Origin of the sequence: Sulfuricystis multivorans (assembly GCF_003966565.1) — a bacterium.
Taxonomy (GTDB): Bacteria; Pseudomonadota; Gammaproteobacteria; order Burkholderiales; family Rhodocyclaceae; genus Sulfuricystis; species Sulfuricystis multivorans.
This window is the reverse complement of sequence record NZ_AP018718.1, coordinates 23,532-40,185: the sequence shown is the minus strand read 5'-3', so window position 1 is coordinate 40,185 and position 16,654 is coordinate 23,532. Positions and strand designations below refer to the sequence as shown.

The window sequence follows — 16,654 nt, the reverse complement described above, 5'->3', positions numbered from 1 at the left end:
AGGTGTAGCGCTTATCGGGGGGTCTTGGGCGCCGCGTGATCGAAGCCAATTTTGAGTCGCGACGGCACGAAGCAGCGGGCGGTTTGCGAGTTCCGTTATGCGACGGACGCCTGGAACATCGAGCGTCGCCTCGTCACCCGCCTGGAGTTCGGCGCTCAGGGCGCCAACCCCCGCTTCATCGTGACCCACCTGAGTCTTCCGGCGGACGAGCTCTACGCTGGCCTGTTTTGCCAGCGGGGCGAGGCCCTGAACCGGATCAAGGAGACCCAGCTCGATCTCTTCGGCACCCACGCCAGCAGCCAGAAGCGCCTGGCCAATTGGCTGCGCATCCCGATTCTGTTCGTCTCACAGGCGCCCAGCCAAGGTCAAATCGACCGTTCGATCAGAGGGCCGGTGAAATATCCGGGCTAATGGACAATCTGGGTTCGACGGACGGGCTTCGGGCGAAAAGAATGCAGTCGGAAAATTCGGCGCTGGCGGAACGGCAGCTACACCGGCTGGCGCGGAGTGAATGTCTCGACCCGGCCGGTCTCGTCGTATCTGACCTGACAGGCTTCGCTGATGCGCGCTTTGAGCCGGGCGCGGGCGCGCTGCACGCGCGACTTGGCGGCCGGCAAAGTCAGGCCGAGACGACGCGCGTATTCTTGCTGTGTCATGCCCTCGATGTCGCACAGCTGGATCGCTTCGCGATCCTGCGGCGAGAGCTCGGCAAGCACGCGCGGCAGGCATTGCACCAGACCATCGACCGGCGGCGCGGGTTCGTGGGTTTCGGCGGCCAGGTCGGGCGGCAGTTCCACCTGCTCTTTCGTCAGCCGCAGGCGATCGATCAGCAGGTTGCGCGCGGTCTGGAACAGCCAGGCGCGCGGATTGTCGATGCCGCACAGGCCATTCTTCTGCCGCAACGCGCGCAGGAAGACTTCCTGCAAGAGATCGTCGGCCGCAGCGTCGTCGTGCGCGCGATATCGCAGGAAGCGGCGCAGCTCGGCTTCGTGTTTCTGCCAGGCGTCGATGATGCAGTTCATGGCTCAGCAGCAGGCGTTGCCGTTTTTCGGGTGATTGGCCGCGATATGGGCGGCCAGCGAAATCATCGCGATGATGGACGGATGCAGGGGGCGGCGGCGCTCATGCAGTTTCCCCTCGTTCGTACCAGTCTTTCGTAGCATTGACGACTTTGACCACCAGGAGCATCACCGGCACCTCGATCAGCACGCCGACGACGGTGGCCAGCGCCGCGCCCGATTCGAAGCCGAACAGGCTGATGGCCGCAGCTACGGCCAGCTCGAAAAAGTTGCTGGCGCCGATCAAGGCAGAGGGGCAGGCGACATTGTGCTTCTCGCCCACCCAACGGTTGAGCCCGTAAGCCAGCGCCGAGTTGAAGAAGACCTGGATCAGGATCGGCACGGCCAGGAGCGCGATGATCATGGGCTTGTCGACGATCGCCTTGCCCTGGAAGGCGAACAGCAGCACCAGCGTGGCGAGCAGGGCGGTGATCGACCACGGGCCGATCTTCTCCATCGCGGCATCGAAATGCGCCTGTCCCTTCGCCAGCAGTTGCTTGCGCCAGGCTTGCGCGATCAGCAGCGGGATGATGATGTAGAGCACCACGGAGGCGAGCAAGGTGTCCCACGGCACGGTAATCGCCGAGATGCCGAGCAGCAGGCCGACGATGGGTGCAAACGCGAACACCATGATGGTGTCGTTCAGGGCGACCTGCGAGAGAGTGAACAACGGATCGCCGTTGGTGAGCCGGCTCCAGACGAAGACCATCGCGGTGCACGGCGCGGCGGCGAGCAGGATCAGTCCCGCGACGTAGCTGTCGAGCTGATCCGCGGGCAACAACGCTGCGAATAGATGGCGAATGAAGATCCAGCCGAGCAGCGCCATCGAGAAGGGCTTGACCAACCAGTTGACGAACAGCGTCACGCCGATGCCTTTGACATGGCTCTTCACCTCGTGCAAGGCGCCGAAATCGACCTTGACCAGCATCGGGATGATCATCACCCAGATCAACAGGCCCACCGGGATATTGACCTTGGCGACCTCCATGCGCCCGAGCGCCTGGAATGGCCCGGGCACGAACTGGCCGAGCGCGATGCCGGCAACGATGCAGAGAAAAACCCAGACGGTGAGATAACGCTCGAAGGTCGACAGCGGCGCGCCGGCAGCGACCTTGGCGGTGACTTCGCATTGGGCCGACACGATCAGTCTCCTTCGTGGATGCGCCGCGCGGCGGCGAGGATTTCGTCTTTGCCCATCGTCTCCAGCGGCAAGGCAAGGAAGGCTTCGATGCGTTTTTTCAGCGCCTGGTAGGCTTCTTCGAAGGCTGCGCGGCGCGCCGCCAGCGGCTCGACGTGCGCCGGATCGGGAATCCCCCAATGCGCGGTGGTCGGATGGCCGGGCCAGACCGGGCAGGGCTCGTTGGCGGCGTTGTCACAAACAGTGAAAATGAAGTCGAAAGTCGGCGCTGACGGGACGGCAAACTCGTCCCAGGACTTGCTGCGCGCGCCATCCGCTGGCACCCCATGCTTGCGCAGGGTTTCGATCGCCACCGGATTGACCTGGCCGGCCGGCTTGCTGCCCGCCGAATACGCCTTGATGCGGCCCTGGCCGAGATGATTGAAGAGCATCTCGCCGAGGATCGAGCGAGCCGAGTTGCCGGTGCACAGAACGAGGACGTTGAAGGGCATGTGGTCTCCTCATGCCGCCCTGCGGCGGGAACGGGTTGAAATCGCGGCTGCTGCGGTCTTCGGCAGGCATTGCCCACCGCCCTGGCAGCAGTTTTCGGTGAGAACAGCGATCAGCGCGTCCATCGCCGCGAAGTTGGCCGAATAGTAGATGAAACGGCCCTCTTGCCGTGCCGATACCAGACCAGCACGTGCAAGGTGCGCGAGGTGGAAAGACAGCGTCGGTGCGGCAAGACCGAGGGCATCGGCGATGGCACCGGCCGCAAGGCCTTCCGGTCCGGTCGCGACCAGCAGGCGAAAAATCGCCAGCCGATTCTCCTGCGCCAAAGCGGCGAGCTTGTCGATGATCGCAGCAGCATCCATTCGATATTTCCAGAATGATCGAATTGTAGCGAAAATACTTGGCTTGTTTCTTCCTTTGAACGATACTTTGAAAACCAATTGGTGGAAGGAGGAAGAAATGGAAACCACGATCACACTGGATCTTTCCGGGCTGCCCTGCCCGGCGCCGCTGGTCGGCGCGAAAAAGCTAATCGACGATCTGGCACCCGGCCAGGACTTGATTCTCGTCTCCGATTGCGCTGGTACCCGGGATGATCTCACCGCCTGGTGCCGTGTCACCGGTCACGAGCTCGTCGAGGAATCGCAACAGGCAGGCGGAAAGACCGCCTACCGCATCCGCAAGATGGCTGCAGGCGAGCATCGGCCGACGGCGCAGGCCTCGCTCGACATGCGCGGGATCACCTGCCCGGGCCCGATCGTCGAGGCGCGCCGTCTCATCGAAGGCATGCACTCGGGCGAAACACTGCTGTTGGTCAGTGACTGTACTGCGGCCTTCGACGACATCCGCGCCTGGAGTAATGCCTCACCGCAAATCGAGCTCGTCGCCAGCTTCCCGGCGCCGCGCGGGGCCTACGAGTTCTATCTGCGCAAGCGGTGAGCAGGGCTGGCCCCCCTCGGCAACCGAACCTGGCACCGAGAGGGACCAACCCTCTCTCTGGGTGCTAGAAATAGCCATGCAGCTTCGCTGCAAGTGCGATGATGACCAACACCACGGGGATTGCCATCGCAAGCAAGATGCACCAGCCGCAAATGATCTTGCCGGTCTTTTTCGTCCCCGACTCGGTATCGGATGGTAACGAACAATCGGTCATGGTTAACTTGTTCATGGCTCTTCTCCAGTTGGAATGACGGACGCCCTTTGGCATCGATGTCATCCAAACATTTCCGTGGTGATGTTCCTGTACCAACTATGGGCATAAACCGCTTCGAGCCGGCGGAATTCCGGCGTGGCGTCCAGAGGTGAAGTGCCACCTGCCCCTTTGACCGTTACCAGCCTGCCATTCACCAGCTCGAAAATGTGCGCAACCGAAATGCCATGATCGGGGGCAATCAGGCTGTAGCAGGTATTGGTCAGCGCTGGCGGAACCAACGGTTCATTGCGGAGTGCAGCGAGGATCGCCGCCACCGCCACCTTGGCATGCGAATTTGCCGAGTAACCCGACTTGGGCATCGGGCTATCGACTGCGTCCCCGAGGACATGGATGTTTTTGTGAATTTTCGACTCGAAAGTGGCGAAGTTGACCGGACACCAGTCACCTTTTTTCGCCAATCCGGCTTGAACCGCAATTTGCCCGGCACCCTGGCTAGGGATGACGTTGACCACATCGGCCTGGATCTTTCCGGAGTCTGTGTAGACGGTCATGGTCTTTGGATCGACACGCGTGACCTCGCCACCTTTTTGGCCGCTCACCCAAGTGATATAGCCTTCGTAATGTTGCTTCCAACCTTGTTCGAACAACGCCTTCTTCGAGAAAGTCTCTTTTGCGTCGAGGATGATCACCTTTGACCTGGGCTTGTATTTCTTGAAATAGCCGGCAATCTCGCATGCTCGTTCATAGGGCCCGGGCGGACAGCGAAAAGGGTCGGCGGGAGCGCTGATGACGACCACGCCACCATCCCGGATGTCCCTAATCTGCTTGGCGAGGAGTTCGGTCTGCGGGCCGGCTTTCCACGCGTGGGGCATGATCTGGCTGGCCGCTTCTTCGTAACCTTCGATTTCGTTCCACATGAAATCGACACCAGGCGAGACGATGCAATAATCGTAATTGAACTTGGTGCCACTCTTGATGCGCACGATACGCGCCTCAGGGTCGATGGCCTCGACCGTATCGAAAACCAGTTTGATGCCGCGCCTGGCAAGGTTGTCGTACCCAAAAGTCAGCAAATCCATGCCCGCATGACCACCGATGACTTCATTGCTGAACGGGCAGGAAACATACTGCTTGTTCTTCTCGATCAGAATCACTTCCATTCCGGGTTCGGCCAGTTTGAGATATTTGGCCGCGATCGCTCCACCGTAGCCCCCGCCGATGACCACGACGCGCGCCTTGGCCGCCGCATTGGCAAATCTCGGGGCGATCCCCCACGCGACCAGAGATGCCGCACTCAGCGCTTTCAGGAAATCTCGCCGATTCGTGAATGTCATCATGACCACCCCCTTATTTCTGACTGGCATAGAATTGCACGAGCGCCGCAACGTCACCATCGCTGAGGTCGTTGCAGATCGAGGTCATTGCATCCGGATGCCGGCTTTTCCATTTCGCATCACGGCATGTGCTCATGTAGATTCTCAAATAACCCGCCCATTGGCCGGCCAGCGGCTGCATGTCGAGCGCCATGCTGGTGCCATTGTCGCGGTGACATGCCTCGCAGCGCTTGCGGTGCAGCTTCTCGCCGCGTTCGAGCACGCTCTGATCGAATCTCTGCGCAGCCGGCAACCATGTTTGCTTGGCAAAGAATTCTGAGATCGCCATCAGTTGTTGATCGTTGTAACCCTTGGCAATGCGCCCCATGATGGTCGAACCACGTATCCCTTCACGGTATTCCTTCATTGCCATCAAAATGAAGTCGCGCGGCAGGCCGGCAATGATCGGCATCGTCTCGCCGGCGCTCGCGCCATTCAGGCCATGACAACCGGCACAGGTATTGCCCAGCATCGAGCCCAGATCGGCGCGCGCACTCAAAGCGAGCACCAGGCCCACCACCAGCAAAAGCAATTTGCCTTTCGCTTGCGTCATTGCAATTCTCCTTCCATTACTTCGACCTCGTTCGTTGTGCTCAGCTCGTTCAGCAAGGCTGGCAACCGGAGAGCATCCTGCTCGATCATTGCCGCAGTCAATGCCATCGCGGCCTGGAAAAATGCTTGCACCGTTTCGCCTTGTATTCGACGGCAATAATTGGGCGCCCAGGCATGCAGATGCTCGACGATGAACGCCCATTGCGCCGCCAAGGCCGCAAGACCCAACGAGATATTGCCGTCCCGCCAGCGCCGACTTTCTTCATGACAAAGCAGGGCGAGAAATTTGAGTTCGAGGCCCAAATGATCTCCCCGCCCGCCATGCTCACCTTCGAGGAAGAATCCATGTTTGCAGTAATGCCGCAGCACCGATTCGGTACTCTCTCCCAACAGGCGGCCTTCACGATGGATCGACTCGTAGGGTGGCGGCGGTCCGTAGCCCTCGCGCACGCCGCCGAAAAGGCGCAGATGCTCGACCTGCAAATCCTGCAAAGAAGCCGTACCCAGGCAACGCTGTAATTGCGCTGCTGCGCCGTCGATCGGATCCATGTCATCGTCGCCGACCGCCAGAGAAACCCCTGACAGGGCCGCGATGAATTCGGCATCGGGTGGCACCAAGAAAAAGCGCGCGAACAGCCAGTAAATTTGGCTGCGCTTTTCGGCCCAATCGCCCAAGTCGACCAGGTCATTCATTTTTTGATCACACCGTACCAGGGGGTTGCCGATCCATTGACCTGGTGACAGCCGATGCAGTCCGCACGCGGCACGGCACCAGGATGGCCCCGCTGCGGGAATTCCGCCGCACGCAGAAATAGGTGATCGGGCGCATAAGCACGGGTGGCGTGACAAGAGACACAGCCAATGCCCAGCACCTTCGAATGGATGGTATGAAAACGCCCCGAAAAGTCCATGGTGTACTGCTTGCCGACGTCGATCTCTCCGCTGCGGATCTTCTCGGCGGTGCCGTCTAGCGCCTCGGCCCACGGCCCGGCCTGGACTGGAAACGATGCCGTGACCAAGGCGAGCGCCAGGCTTGCGATCAAGCGTTCCATCAGTTGTCTCCTCCCTCGAGCACGTAATACACCTGCGGTCGGGTGCCGAACTCGGCCTTCAGCCGTGCCGCCTTTTTTCTGCCGACCACTTGCGAGACTTCACTGTCGGGATCGTCGAGGTCGCCGAACAGGCGCGCGCCGACCGGACAGACCAGATCGCATGTGGGTGTATGGCGCGGATCCTTGCCGATGGCCTTGCTGTTGCCTGCCTGGATCGCCGGTTCCAATTTGTGCCAACAGAAAGTGCATTTCTCGACGACGCCAGCGATCTTGCGATGCGTCGGATGGCGGTTTTCCTCGGCGATCGCTTCGTAGGGTGTGATTTCCTTCGAGCCTGGAAAGAGATTCGAGCGCCGCTCGTTGAATTGAGGCACGCCGTAAGGGCAGGTAGCGACGCAATAGCGACAGCCGCTGCACTTGTCATAATCGATCAGCACGATGCCGAACTCGTTCTTGCTGATGGCCTTGAAGCCGGCGGCGTCGCAGGCGGCCTTACATGGCGGCTTCTCGCAATGCATGCAATTCATGGTCACGAACACACGGCCGACGTTGGGATAGACGCCGGTCTCGTATTCGATCATCACGTTCCACGGTGCGTCGGGCGTGAAGTTGTTTTCCACCGCGCAGGCCGCTATGCAGGCGCGGCAGCCCATGCAACGCTTGGTATCGATGACGCGAACGAACTTGGTCATGATCGTCTCCGGCTCAGGCTTTGATCAACTTGCACTTGGTGTCATTGAAAGAGTTCATGCCCGACAGCTTGTCCGGGTGCAGCTCCAATGCCTGGTTGATCCAGGTGCCTTTCTTCGCATAAGCGGGGAAACCGGGGCTGAAATGGCCGTAGTGATAAGAGACGGTGACCACGTCGGGACGCACGCCCTGGCTGAATTTCGTCCGGCCGCGCGCGCGGCCGACGCGTGTTTCGACGATCACCCAATCACCGTCCCGGATGCCCAGCCGTTGCGCCGCCTCGGGATGGATCACGATCGCATTCGTGTCGCTACCGCCCAGGGCATCGAGAATCGGGTTTTGCGCCGTGTTGCCACACTGGTTGCGATACATGCGCTTATGTGTGACGAGATAGAAGGGAAGATCATGCGCCTGACGATGCGGCGTCGGCTCGGCATGCACCGCGCGCGGCAACGGCGACATCGCGATACGATACTGGTCGAGATCGATGTTCTCGATACCGTGCTTGGCGACCGTCTCCTTCACTTTCTCGTAGCCGGCCACCAGCTGTTCGGCATAGAGGTTCATCTTCGGTTTGCTTGGCCCCTTGAACTTGTCTTCGACGCCTTTCAGATAGCGATCTTCGACGCCGACCTTCTTGCCCAGGAAGCCGTGTTCGAGCGCGTAATCGAAAGGTTTGTGTGCCTTCTCCTCCCACAGCAGAGCGACGGCCTCCTTTGCCGTGTAATCGCGGCCAGCTAGGAACTTGTGCTCCTTGAGTCCCCAGATCTTGTTCAACTGCTCGATGTAGGCATCACGCAGGCCAAGGCGTTTGGCCAATTCCCAGATGATCGAATAGCCATCATGTGGAATGCCATAGACATTGACGACAGGCTGGCGGATCGCCTCGTGCTTGGTGCTCGGCGTCCAGCGGCCTGGAAAGTAGTGCCAGGATTCGAGATAGGTCAGATCGGGCAGCACGATGTCGGCCAGCTGCGCCAGCTCGGTCTCGACGATGTCGATCACCACGTTGAAGGTCTTTTTGTAACCCTCGAACTGCTTCTTCGCATCTGAGGTGGACATCGGCCGGTTGGTGGCGTAGAAGATCTGCATCTCGGGTTCGTAGGGCAGGCCATAAGCCTTTGGATCGAGCAACGTCAGGGCCACCTGCTGGCAGACGTCGTGGTGACTGTGCGGAAAATAGACGCTCTTCGCCAAATCGGCGCGCTGGGGTGGGTATTCGCACTTCGCTGGCTCGAAATACGCCGGGTTGCGATAGACACCATGCAGGTGCAGGCCGCCCACCGCATCGATGCTACCGACCAGCATCTGCAAGATCAGCGCGGCGCGCCAGTTCTGCACGCCGAATTCCTTGGCGGCAAGACCACGGAAGCTATAGATCGCTACAGGTCGGTAACGCAAACGCTTGCCATCGATCTCGATCGTTGCGCCGATCTTCGCCTCGCGCGCGAACTCGCGCGCCAGCGAAACGACGCGCGCAGCCGGCACGCCAGCGACCTGTTCGACGTGTTCTGGCGTCACCTTGGCGACCTCGTCGGCGAGCAGCTGCAAGCTGGTCGCGCAGGGCTTGCCATTTACCTCGTAGTGGCCGAGTAGCGCCGGCTTCACACCTTCGGTGAAGGGTCTGGCGGAATCACTGACGCTGTCCCAAACCAGCGCCTTGCCATCCTTGTCGCGCAGAAATCTGCCATCGGCGCCGACCAGCTGCGGCGCGTTGGTGTAATTGACGAGAAATTCTTTGTCGATGGTGCCATCGTCGAGCAGCACCTTGGCCATGCCGAGCAGTAGCAGCACATCCTTGGCCGGACGGATCGGGAGCCACTCGTCGGCTTTGGCGCCGGTATTCGACAAGCGCGGCTCGATGGCGATGAGCTTCATCCCGCGTGCCTTGGCATCGATCGTCGCATGGTCGAGCCAACGCGCCCACTGTTCGCTCTCGAAAGCATTGGCGCCGAAGTTGAGGTAGAGGTTGGTGTATTCGAGATCGGGCAGGATGCCGTGATAACCCCAAGTCAGCTCGTCGGCGACGTGGCGAGCAGCTTCGCAGGTGGTAGTGCGATGAATGACGTTGGGCGTGCCGAACGCTGCGGCGAAGGCTTTCGGGAATTGGTCGCCGATCAGGTACTTGCCGTGACCATGATGCCAGATCAGCTTGGACGGATTATCGGCCCTGATCTTGGCGAGCTTGTCGGTGATGGTCGAGAAAGCCTCCTCCCAGCTGATTTCGACCCATTTTGGATCGACACCGATGCCCTTGTCTGGATTGGTGCGCTTCATCGGCTTTTTCAACCGATATGGATTGTAGGTGTTGAACACACCCGAGGCGCCCTTCGGGCAGATGCCCCAGTTGTAATAGTCGGCGCGAGCCTTGTCCGGATAGATCGCGCGGATCACGTCATTCTGCAGCTTGACCTCGATGCCACAGAAATTGACGCAATGACAACACTGGCTCTTGACGTATTTCTCGGTACCGGGCGAATACGGTACGGCGAACTTTTTTGCTGCTTCGGCAATGACTGGCAGAGGTGCCCCTGCCGTAGCCAAGGCGCTCAGTGCGCCACTCGTCTTCAGGAATCCCCTGCGACTGACACCCATGCTTGCTTCCTCCCTCGGTTCCCATTGCTCAGCATCTTCGGATGCAATTTGCCCCTTTCTTTCAAGCAGAAGGCATGCCATTAGCCCTATTGAAAGAATGGTTTTATTCCCCGATCAGGAAGTTGGATAAGAAAAGCACAAGCTATTGATTTATGAATGGTCGCTTCACCATAGGATCACACAACGTATTGATATATAATGATATTCTTATTAGACCAATGTTACTGGCCGGTAACTTCGGGAAAATATTCCTCTACGATTTGTTACCGCTTGGTAACCGAATATTGGGGTGAGTCACAAATGAACGGAGCGCGGGAACACTCACCAGAATCGTTTCCTCCGCCCCACCCACCAACCGACGAGCGGCAGGGACATAACGACGAGGGCGAGAAGCCATTCGTCGCGTGCATCATCATTCGTCGCGGGAAAACGTGCGACCAAGAGATCGACCACCTCCGCCTGCTCGCTCCAGCTCAAGGATGCACCGTGGATCCAGCGCATCCGCGACGTGACGGCCCACCAGCCGATCGAGGTATGGCGTGCGCTCTGCCAACGCACCGCGTTATGACAGCTCGTGCATTTGCGTGCGAGCAGATCGTCCGGTGCGGCCTCGGCGTGCGCCGGGGGCGCCGTCATCAGCACGAGTGCGGCAAGCCAGGGCGCAAAGATTGCCCAGCGACTGGTTTTCCTGCTACTTGATCGGCCGACGGAAAAAACCTTGCGCGGCATCGCGGCAGTCTGGGCAATTCACGAGGAAATCGCTCGGCAGGTTCGCCTGCTCCAGAGCCTTGGCCATGATCTGGATTTCCTTTTCGCGCGCGAAGGGTTTGCCACAGCGTGCGCAGTGGCGCCAGACGCCGATGCCGGTGTCGGCGCGGCCTTGCGCACGGCGACTGCGATGCAGGGTTTCCTTGTCCGGCGCCAGGGCAAAAGTCTGGATCGCACGAGCGGCGATGCGCGACAGCGCGGCCCAAGGCGAAGCAGGCGAGTCGGCAACCACTGCGTTCGCCAGCCGCGGCAGGGCGCCGACCAGGCAGAGATTGGCGAAATCGCTGGGCGTCATCGCCGGCTCACGCTCACCGAACAGTACGGCGAGGACTTCCATCTGCATCGCGGCATGATCGGGTAGATCGTGCAGGTCCTCGCGCTTGGCGATGCCGATCTTGCGATAGGCGTTTTCGAGCACGTCGAGGCAGGGGCCATTGAGCGCGCCATCGACGTAGAGGCCGAGGTTCAAACTGGCCGGCAGGGGCGGTTGCAGAAAAAGGTGGCTGTAAGCGACGAGCAGCGCCTCGTCGTCGGACAGCGCTGCGATGGCCTGACGCAAGTCGGCAAGCTCGACGGAAAGATCGAGATCCAGCGCCGTGCCGAGCGCTTCGAGATCGTCAGCCAGCACGTCGCGAAACGCCGCGGCGACTTCCGGCCGTTTGGGTGGCATGAAGGCATTGGCCAGCGTGAGCCAAAAGGCTTGCCAATCGAGTTGGGTGTCTTGATCGTTCATGGCAAAAAAAAGCCGGCGCGCCAGAGGTGAGGAAACGCGCCGGCCTGTGAGTTTAACCCAGATTATCCATTAGACCGGGCTGATGCGCCATGAGCATCCGATACGATCATTTCATCGCCCTACGCGGCGGTTTTCACGCTGCGGGCGGCATCTTTGCGCCCCCGCGTATCGCCAGACACTGTTATTGGCTCGTCGCGGTGACGCAAACCTGCTCGCCCTCGCTTTTGATACCCGCTCGTGTTCCAATGGACAATCTGGGTTTGATTAATTATGCGCTTGCGCCGGCGAGTTTGCCGCTCTCCTCGTGCGCGGGCGCCGCCGACAACCGGAACATCTTTTCGCCGATCGCGTAGCCGCCCAGTGCGACCGCCAGCCCGAACACCGCCATCGCCCATTCGGTCATCGAGGGGAAGTAGGGCTCGAGGCTATTCACCCAGGTGCCCTTGAACATCGGCACGACCTGACCGCTGACGATGAACTCGTAACGGTTGATGGCCATGCCGCCGAGCACCAGGAAGGCGGCGGTCATCTGCGGAACGACGCGCGTCTGCATGCCCGGCTGCAGCATCATCCAGAAGGGAAGGACGAGACCGAACAATAGTTCGACCCAAAAGAGCGGCGACTTGACCAGCACATGGAAGCCCTCCAGACCATCGAGGTTGCTCCACAAGCCCGTCCACATGCGGGTGAGGATCATCACCAGGGTGATGCCGATCAGCGTGGCGAAGACCTTCGGCATTTGATCGCCTTCGGCAAAGGCACGCAGATTGGCAGGCATGTTGCGGCTGTCGAAATCGAAGGCCATGTACGTCGTCACCACGATGGCGGCGGCACCTGATAGCGCAGCGGTAAGCATGTAGTAGATCGATGTGAAGGAGCCGAACCACATCGGCCGCATTGCAACGGAACCGAACAGCAGTCCCAGCATGCCTGAGGCCAGGATGACGGCGACGAAGCCGGCAATGCCGATCAGCCTGGAGAAGCTGCTATGCCAGTCCTCTTGCACGATCAAATAGAACTTGATGATCAACAGCACGAGGTCGATCAGATAGAACACGCCCATCCAGAACATCGGGCTCATCACCTGCATGCCGGTGGGCATGGCCCAGAGCATGCGGAAAGGATGACCGAGCTCGAACGCCAGCACCGAGAAGCCAGCGACCAGGGTGACGATCGCCACCCAGATGCAGCGCTTGACGATCGGATAGAACTGCTCGAAGCCGAACACCGTGGCAAGCGAGGCGATCATCGTCAGACCCGACGAGGTCAGTGCGAAAAACACATAGGCGGCGATCGGCAAACCCCAGTTGATGCCGTCGCTCGAAGTGTTGAACGAAGCATGGCCGACCGTCATCAGCTGATACAGCATATAGGCGCCGGACAGACCACCGACGATGATGCATGCCACCAGCCAGGCATTGGCCTCCGAACGGACATGGCTGCTGATGTCATTGTTGCGATTGTTTGCGATCATGACGTTTTCTCCTTAAATCTTTTTGATCGAACGCGTGGCCGGGACCGAGCCCCCCTCGCCAGTGAGGTAGTAGACCTGCGGCTTGTTGCCAAGGTGATCCAGCAGGCGCACGCCATTCTTGTAGGCGATCTGTTTGTTGACCTCGGAATCCGGGTTCGCCAGGTCACCGAAGAAGCGCGCGCCGGTCGGGCATGTGACGACGCAGGCCGGCGTGAATTCGCGTGTAGCCGGGTTTTGTGGATCGAGGTCTACCGTGCCCTTGGGCGCCTTGGACACGCGGTGATAGCAGAAGGTGCATTTCGACACCACATCGTGCGGCTGCACGCCGACACCGTGCTTCCAGTCTTCCTGCGGCATCCTCCAGGGTGGATTCCAGGAATGCGCGTCGTTGCTCGGGAACACGTCCTTCATGTTCGGGCCACCGTAGCGCGCCTTCTCCTCGGTGTAGAAGCGCACACCATACGGGCAGGCGATCATGCAGTACTTGCAGCCGATGCAGCGTTCCCAGTCGATCAGCACCTGGCCGTCCTCCGACTTGTAGGTGGCACGTACCGGGCAGACCGCGACGCAGGACGGGTTCTCGCAATGCATGCAAGGACGCGGGAACCACTTGATTTCGGTGTTCGGATACTCGCCTTCCTGGAAGAAGATGACGTCCTGCCAGTGCTCGCCAGGCAAGCGTGTGTTTTCCATGCCGCAGGCGATCGTGCAGGCTTGGCAGCCCACGCATTTTTCGAGGTCGATGACCATTCCCCACTTTGCCATGATGTACTCCTTAAGCGCGTTCCACGCTGACCAGGCCGCTGTGATAACAAGCCAGACCCGATAGCGGTTCGGATAGGTTTTCGGTGATTTCGTTGGTACTACCGGAGGGTAGGCGATCCTTGGCTTCCGCCCAGCGACCCTGCGCCCAGTGACCGTGAATCATCGGCAGCACGACGGTATCGGGACGCGTGGTGTGCGTCACCCGGGCGCGCACGCGAATCTCGCCGATCTTGTTTTTCATGCGCACGATGTCGCCGTCCTTGATGCCGCGCTTGGCGGCCGCCTCCGGATGGATTTCGAGGAACACCTCGCGCTTGCCGCCCTGCACCGGTTGGATCATCGCCGCGACATGCGGCAGGTTGGAACTGCGTCCCTCGGCCTGACCAGCAAGCTTGGGGCTGACGAAATGCAGATCGCCATCGCCGCCGTGTTTCGGCTCGATCCACTGCGGGAAAGGCGCGCGCTCGGGCGGAATACCGAGCTTCTCCTGCACGTAATCGGCGTGATGCTCGAGCTCGGTGACCTTGAGCTCGAACTTGCCGGTCGGTGTGGGCATCACCTTTTCCTTGACCTCGGCCTCGGTGAGCACCTTGTTGTAGCCCTTGCCGTCCCACTCGTAGAACACGCCATCCTTTTGCAGATAGGCATAGGGCTTGCGATACCAGACGCCCTTCTGCTTGAAGGTTTCGAAGTCGACCACGCCGTTGTCGCCCGGCTTGTCCTTGAAACCTTCGCACATCCATTTGATGATGTTCTCGGTGTTGCCGACCTTGTTGTAGTAGTCGGCCGTCGGGCCCTTGATGCGCTTGCCCAGCTCGATGATCATGTCGCCGAACACCTTGGTATCAAAGAGCGGCTTGATCGCCGGAGTGCGGATCATCGAAATCGGATAGCCCTCGTACGGGTAGGTGTCGGCGATCTGCAGGCGTTCGAGATAGGTGTGATCGGGCAGGATCAAATCGGCGAATTTGTTGGTCTCGCCCGGATAGGGGGAGGTGTCGATGACGAAGACCTCGCGCCAGGCCTCTTCCCATTTCGTGCAGTCCGGGCCGGAGAAGATCGCGCCCGTCATATAGATGATCGCCGTGTCGAGCTTGTAGGGCTCGCCTTTCAGGTGGTTGATGGCGATCTCCTGCATCATGTTTTTCACCAACGGCCACTTCTTGGTCTTGGCCATGTCGATGCGCGGAAACTTCTTCCACGGCCCGTTCTTCGCATAGTCGTCCTGATAGTCCTCGACCTTGATCGGCAGCTTGGCCCAGGCAGTCTTCATCTGATAGCCGCGTAACCCCCCCTTCGCGAACATGTTGCCGGTCAGGGCATTGAGCGCATGGATCGCCATGCCGTTATAGACGCCGTTGGTATGCGCCGATGCGCCGCGCTCGAACAATGCGACGGCTGGTTTGGTGGTGGCGAACTCGCGTGCGACGGTGATGATGTCCTTGGCCGCAACGCCGGAGACTTCCGCGGCCCATTCGGGCGTCCGATCTTTCAATTCGACGTTCCACCATTCGATCAGGCCGACCGTCCATTTCTCGTTGAACAAGGGCTGACCGACCACCGGCGCCATTTCCGTCTTCTTGTCCTTTTCAAGCAAAGCGCGTTGTTCGGCAATCTTCTTGGCTTTCGCTTCGCCCTCGTCGAACTTCTTCTGCGCTTCGGCGAGTTTCTTTTCGAGCGCCGCCTTCTCGTCGCCCTTCGCGCCCTTGAGCGCTTTCTTCAGTTTGTCGAGCTCGGCGAGCGCTTTCTCGCGTGCCTCGGCAGCCTTCTTCGCCGCCGCTTCCTTTTTCGCCGCCGCTTCGGCCCTTGCCTGCCTCCAGGCATCGACGTCTTCCTGGCTCACCGTCAGCGGAATCGACGCACCGGTCTTGAAGCGATTAACGCCATCGACGAAATCGCCGACGAAGTTCTTGTCCCACAAGCCTTCGGTGAGGATCACGTGGGCCATCGCCAGCGCCAAAGCGCCATCGCGTCCGGGCTTGACCAGCAGCAGCCGGTCGGCCGCAGAGCCGGTGGTGTTCAGATGCACATCGACCACGGTGACCTTGGTCTTCGGCGATTTGGTGCGCATCTTGCCCCAGTTCTGCATGTTGGCGTTGTAGGGACGAAAGGCTTCAAGCAGCCCGGCGCCGAAGACCAGCACATAGTTGCTGTTCGAGTAGTCGTAAGCGCTATAGGCGTGATGCCCGTCCATGATGTGCTTGACGGTTTCCGATGCGTCGGAACACATCGAGGAGTGGCCGAGGTTGTAGTTCGGCGTGCCGTACAGTTGGCCGAACTCCTTCAAAAGACCCACATCGGTGTAGCCCCAGCCACGGCCGGTGAGCACCGCGAAGCGATGCGACTCGCCTTTCTCACGCAATGCATTCAGGCGGCCGGCGACGATATCGAGCGCCTCGTCCCAGGAGATCGGCACGAACTTCGGATCCTCGTTCCTGCCCTTCTTCGGGTTGGTGCGCTTCATCGGCCCCTTGATGCGATCGGCATCATAGGTCAGATAGACGCCGTAATGGCCCTTCGGGCACAGCTTGCCGTTGGAGAGCGGGTTGTCGAGCGTACCGTAGATCGCATGGATACGGCCGTTGGTCGTATAGACGTCGATGCCGCAGCGTGCCGGGCACTGGTGACAGAAGCTCTTGGTGATCACGGTCTGTCCCGCAGCCGCGGCTTCTGGCTGAGCATGCACCTTCTCGATGGTGGTGAGCTGGCCGCCGACGCCGACGGCACCCAGGGCGCCTGCCGCGCCGGTCGCTTGCAGAAAACGCCGACGGGTCAGTTTGGGATTGAGGATCGATTCGTTCATTTCACTTCCTC

18 protein-coding genes are annotated in these 16,654 nt (G+C 60.1%); 2 read left to right on the top strand and 16 right to left on the bottom strand.

The window, feature by feature from the left end:
- The first annotated feature begins 51 nt into the window (after window positions 1-51).
- Complete coding sequence (locus EL335_RS00185; protein ID WP_172599976.1) at window positions 52-411, top strand: transposase; 360 nt, start codon at window positions 52-54, stop codon at window positions 409-411.
- 77 nt (window positions 412-488) lie between these two features.
- Here EL335_RS00185 and sigZ read toward each other — a convergent pair whose 3' ends face one another.
- From sigZ to EL335_RS00165, 4 genes are all read right to left on the bottom strand, one after another.
- Complete coding sequence (gene sigZ / locus EL335_RS00180; protein WP_126443680.1) at window positions 489-1,022, bottom strand: RNA polymerase sigma factor SigZ; 534 nt, start codon at window positions 1,020-1,022, stop codon at window positions 489-491.
- 100 nt (window positions 1,023-1,122) lie between these two features.
- Window positions 1,123-2,151 carry an ACR3 family arsenite efflux transporter gene (gene arsB / locus EL335_RS00175; RefSeq protein WP_126447546.1) on the bottom strand — a complete coding sequence of 343 codons (1,029 nt, stop codon included), beginning with the start codon at window positions 2,149-2,151 and terminating at the stop codon, window positions 1,123-1,125.
- Window positions 2,152-2,201: 50 nt separating this feature from the next.
- On the bottom strand, window positions 2,202-2,687 hold the full coding sequence (locus EL335_RS00170; RefSeq protein WP_126443679.1) for an arsenate reductase ArsC: 486 nt from the start codon (window positions 2,685-2,687) through the stop codon (window positions 2,202-2,204).
- A 9-nt stretch (window positions 2,688-2,696) separates the two neighbouring features.
- Entirely contained in the window at window positions 2,697-3,161 is a 465-nt protein-coding gene (locus tag EL335_RS00165) for an ArsR/SmtB family transcription factor (RefSeq protein WP_348541418.1), read from the bottom strand.
- On the opposite strand from EL335_RS00165, the gene EL335_RS00160 reads away from it, so the two are divergent.
- On the top strand, window positions 3,145-3,624 hold the full coding sequence (locus EL335_RS00160) for a sulfurtransferase TusA family protein (RefSeq protein ID WP_126443678.1): 480 nt from the start codon (window positions 3,145-3,147) through the stop codon (window positions 3,622-3,624). The genes EL335_RS00165 and EL335_RS00160 overlap by 17 nt on opposite strands.
- A gap of 64 nt (window positions 3,625-3,688) precedes the next feature.
- Here the strand turns inward: EL335_RS00160 and EL335_RS14255 are convergent, their stop codons facing one another.
- From EL335_RS14255 to EL335_RS00105, 12 genes are all read right to left on the bottom strand, one after another.
- Window positions 3,689-3,853: a hypothetical protein gene (locus EL335_RS14255; RefSeq protein WP_172599974.1), complete on the bottom strand. Its 165-nt coding sequence runs from the start codon at window positions 3,851-3,853 to the stop codon at window positions 3,689-3,691.
- A 44-nt stretch (window positions 3,854-3,897) separates the two neighbouring features.
- Window positions 3,898-5,175 (bottom strand): NAD(P)/FAD-dependent oxidoreductase, encoded by a 1,278-nt coding sequence (locus EL335_RS00155; protein ID WP_126443677.1) that lies wholly within the window; start codon window positions 5,173-5,175, stop codon window positions 3,898-3,900.
- Between the two features lie 10 nt (window positions 5,176-5,185).
- Window positions 5,186-5,764 (bottom strand): c-type cytochrome, encoded by a 579-nt coding sequence (locus tag EL335_RS00150; protein ID WP_126443676.1) that lies wholly within the window; start codon window positions 5,762-5,764, stop codon window positions 5,186-5,188.
- Window positions 5,761-6,456: a TorD/DmsD family molecular chaperone gene (locus EL335_RS00145; protein ID WP_126443675.1), complete on the bottom strand. Its 696-nt coding sequence runs from the start codon at window positions 6,454-6,456 to the stop codon at window positions 5,761-5,763. The genes EL335_RS00150 and EL335_RS00145 overlap by 4 nt, the downstream gene beginning before the upstream one ends.
- Window positions 6,453-6,815 carry a hypothetical protein gene (locus tag EL335_RS00140; RefSeq protein WP_126443674.1) on the bottom strand — a complete coding sequence of 121 codons (363 nt, stop codon included), beginning with the start codon at window positions 6,813-6,815 and terminating at the stop codon, window positions 6,453-6,455. The genes EL335_RS00145 and EL335_RS00140 overlap by 4 nt, the downstream gene beginning before the upstream one ends.
- A complete protein-coding gene (locus tag EL335_RS00135) occupies window positions 6,815-7,507 on the bottom strand; it encodes a 4Fe-4S dicluster domain-containing protein (protein WP_126443673.1) in 693 nt (230 codons plus the stop codon). The genes EL335_RS00140 and EL335_RS00135 overlap by 1 nt, the downstream gene beginning before the upstream one ends.
- 13 nt (window positions 7,508-7,520) lie before the next feature.
- The gene (locus EL335_RS00130; protein ID WP_172599973.1) at window positions 7,521-10,100 is read right to left on the bottom strand and encodes a molybdopterin-containing oxidoreductase family protein; all 2,580 of its coding nucleotides are present in this window, start codon (window positions 10,098-10,100) and stop codon (window positions 7,521-7,523) included.
- Window positions 10,101-10,421: 321 nt separating this feature from the next.
- On the bottom strand, window positions 10,422-10,736 hold the full coding sequence (locus EL335_RS00125; RefSeq protein WP_126443671.1) for a hypothetical protein: 315 nt from the start codon (window positions 10,734-10,736) through the stop codon (window positions 10,422-10,424).
- A 55-nt stretch (window positions 10,737-10,791) separates the two neighbouring features.
- Window positions 10,792-11,601, bottom strand: coding sequence for a molecular chaperone TorD family protein (locus tag EL335_RS00120; RefSeq protein WP_126443670.1), 810 nt, complete (start codon window positions 11,599-11,601; stop codon window positions 10,792-10,794).
- 268 nt (window positions 11,602-11,869) lie between these two features.
- The gene (gene nrfD, locus EL335_RS00115) at window positions 11,870-13,075 is read right to left on the bottom strand and encodes an NrfD/PsrC family molybdoenzyme membrane anchor subunit (protein ID WP_126443669.1); all 1,206 of its coding nucleotides are present in this window, start codon (window positions 13,073-13,075) and stop codon (window positions 11,870-11,872) included.
- Window positions 13,076-13,087: 12 nt separating this feature from the next.
- Entirely contained in the window at window positions 13,088-13,840 is a 753-nt protein-coding gene (locus EL335_RS00110; protein ID WP_284155377.1) for a 4Fe-4S dicluster domain-containing protein, read from the bottom strand.
- A gap of 10 nt (window positions 13,841-13,850) precedes the next feature.
- Window positions 13,851-16,643 (bottom strand): molybdopterin-dependent oxidoreductase, encoded by a 2,793-nt coding sequence (locus EL335_RS00105; RefSeq protein ID WP_126443668.1) that lies wholly within the window; start codon window positions 16,641-16,643, stop codon window positions 13,851-13,853.
- Between the last annotated feature and the right edge of the window lie 11 nt (window positions 16,644-16,654).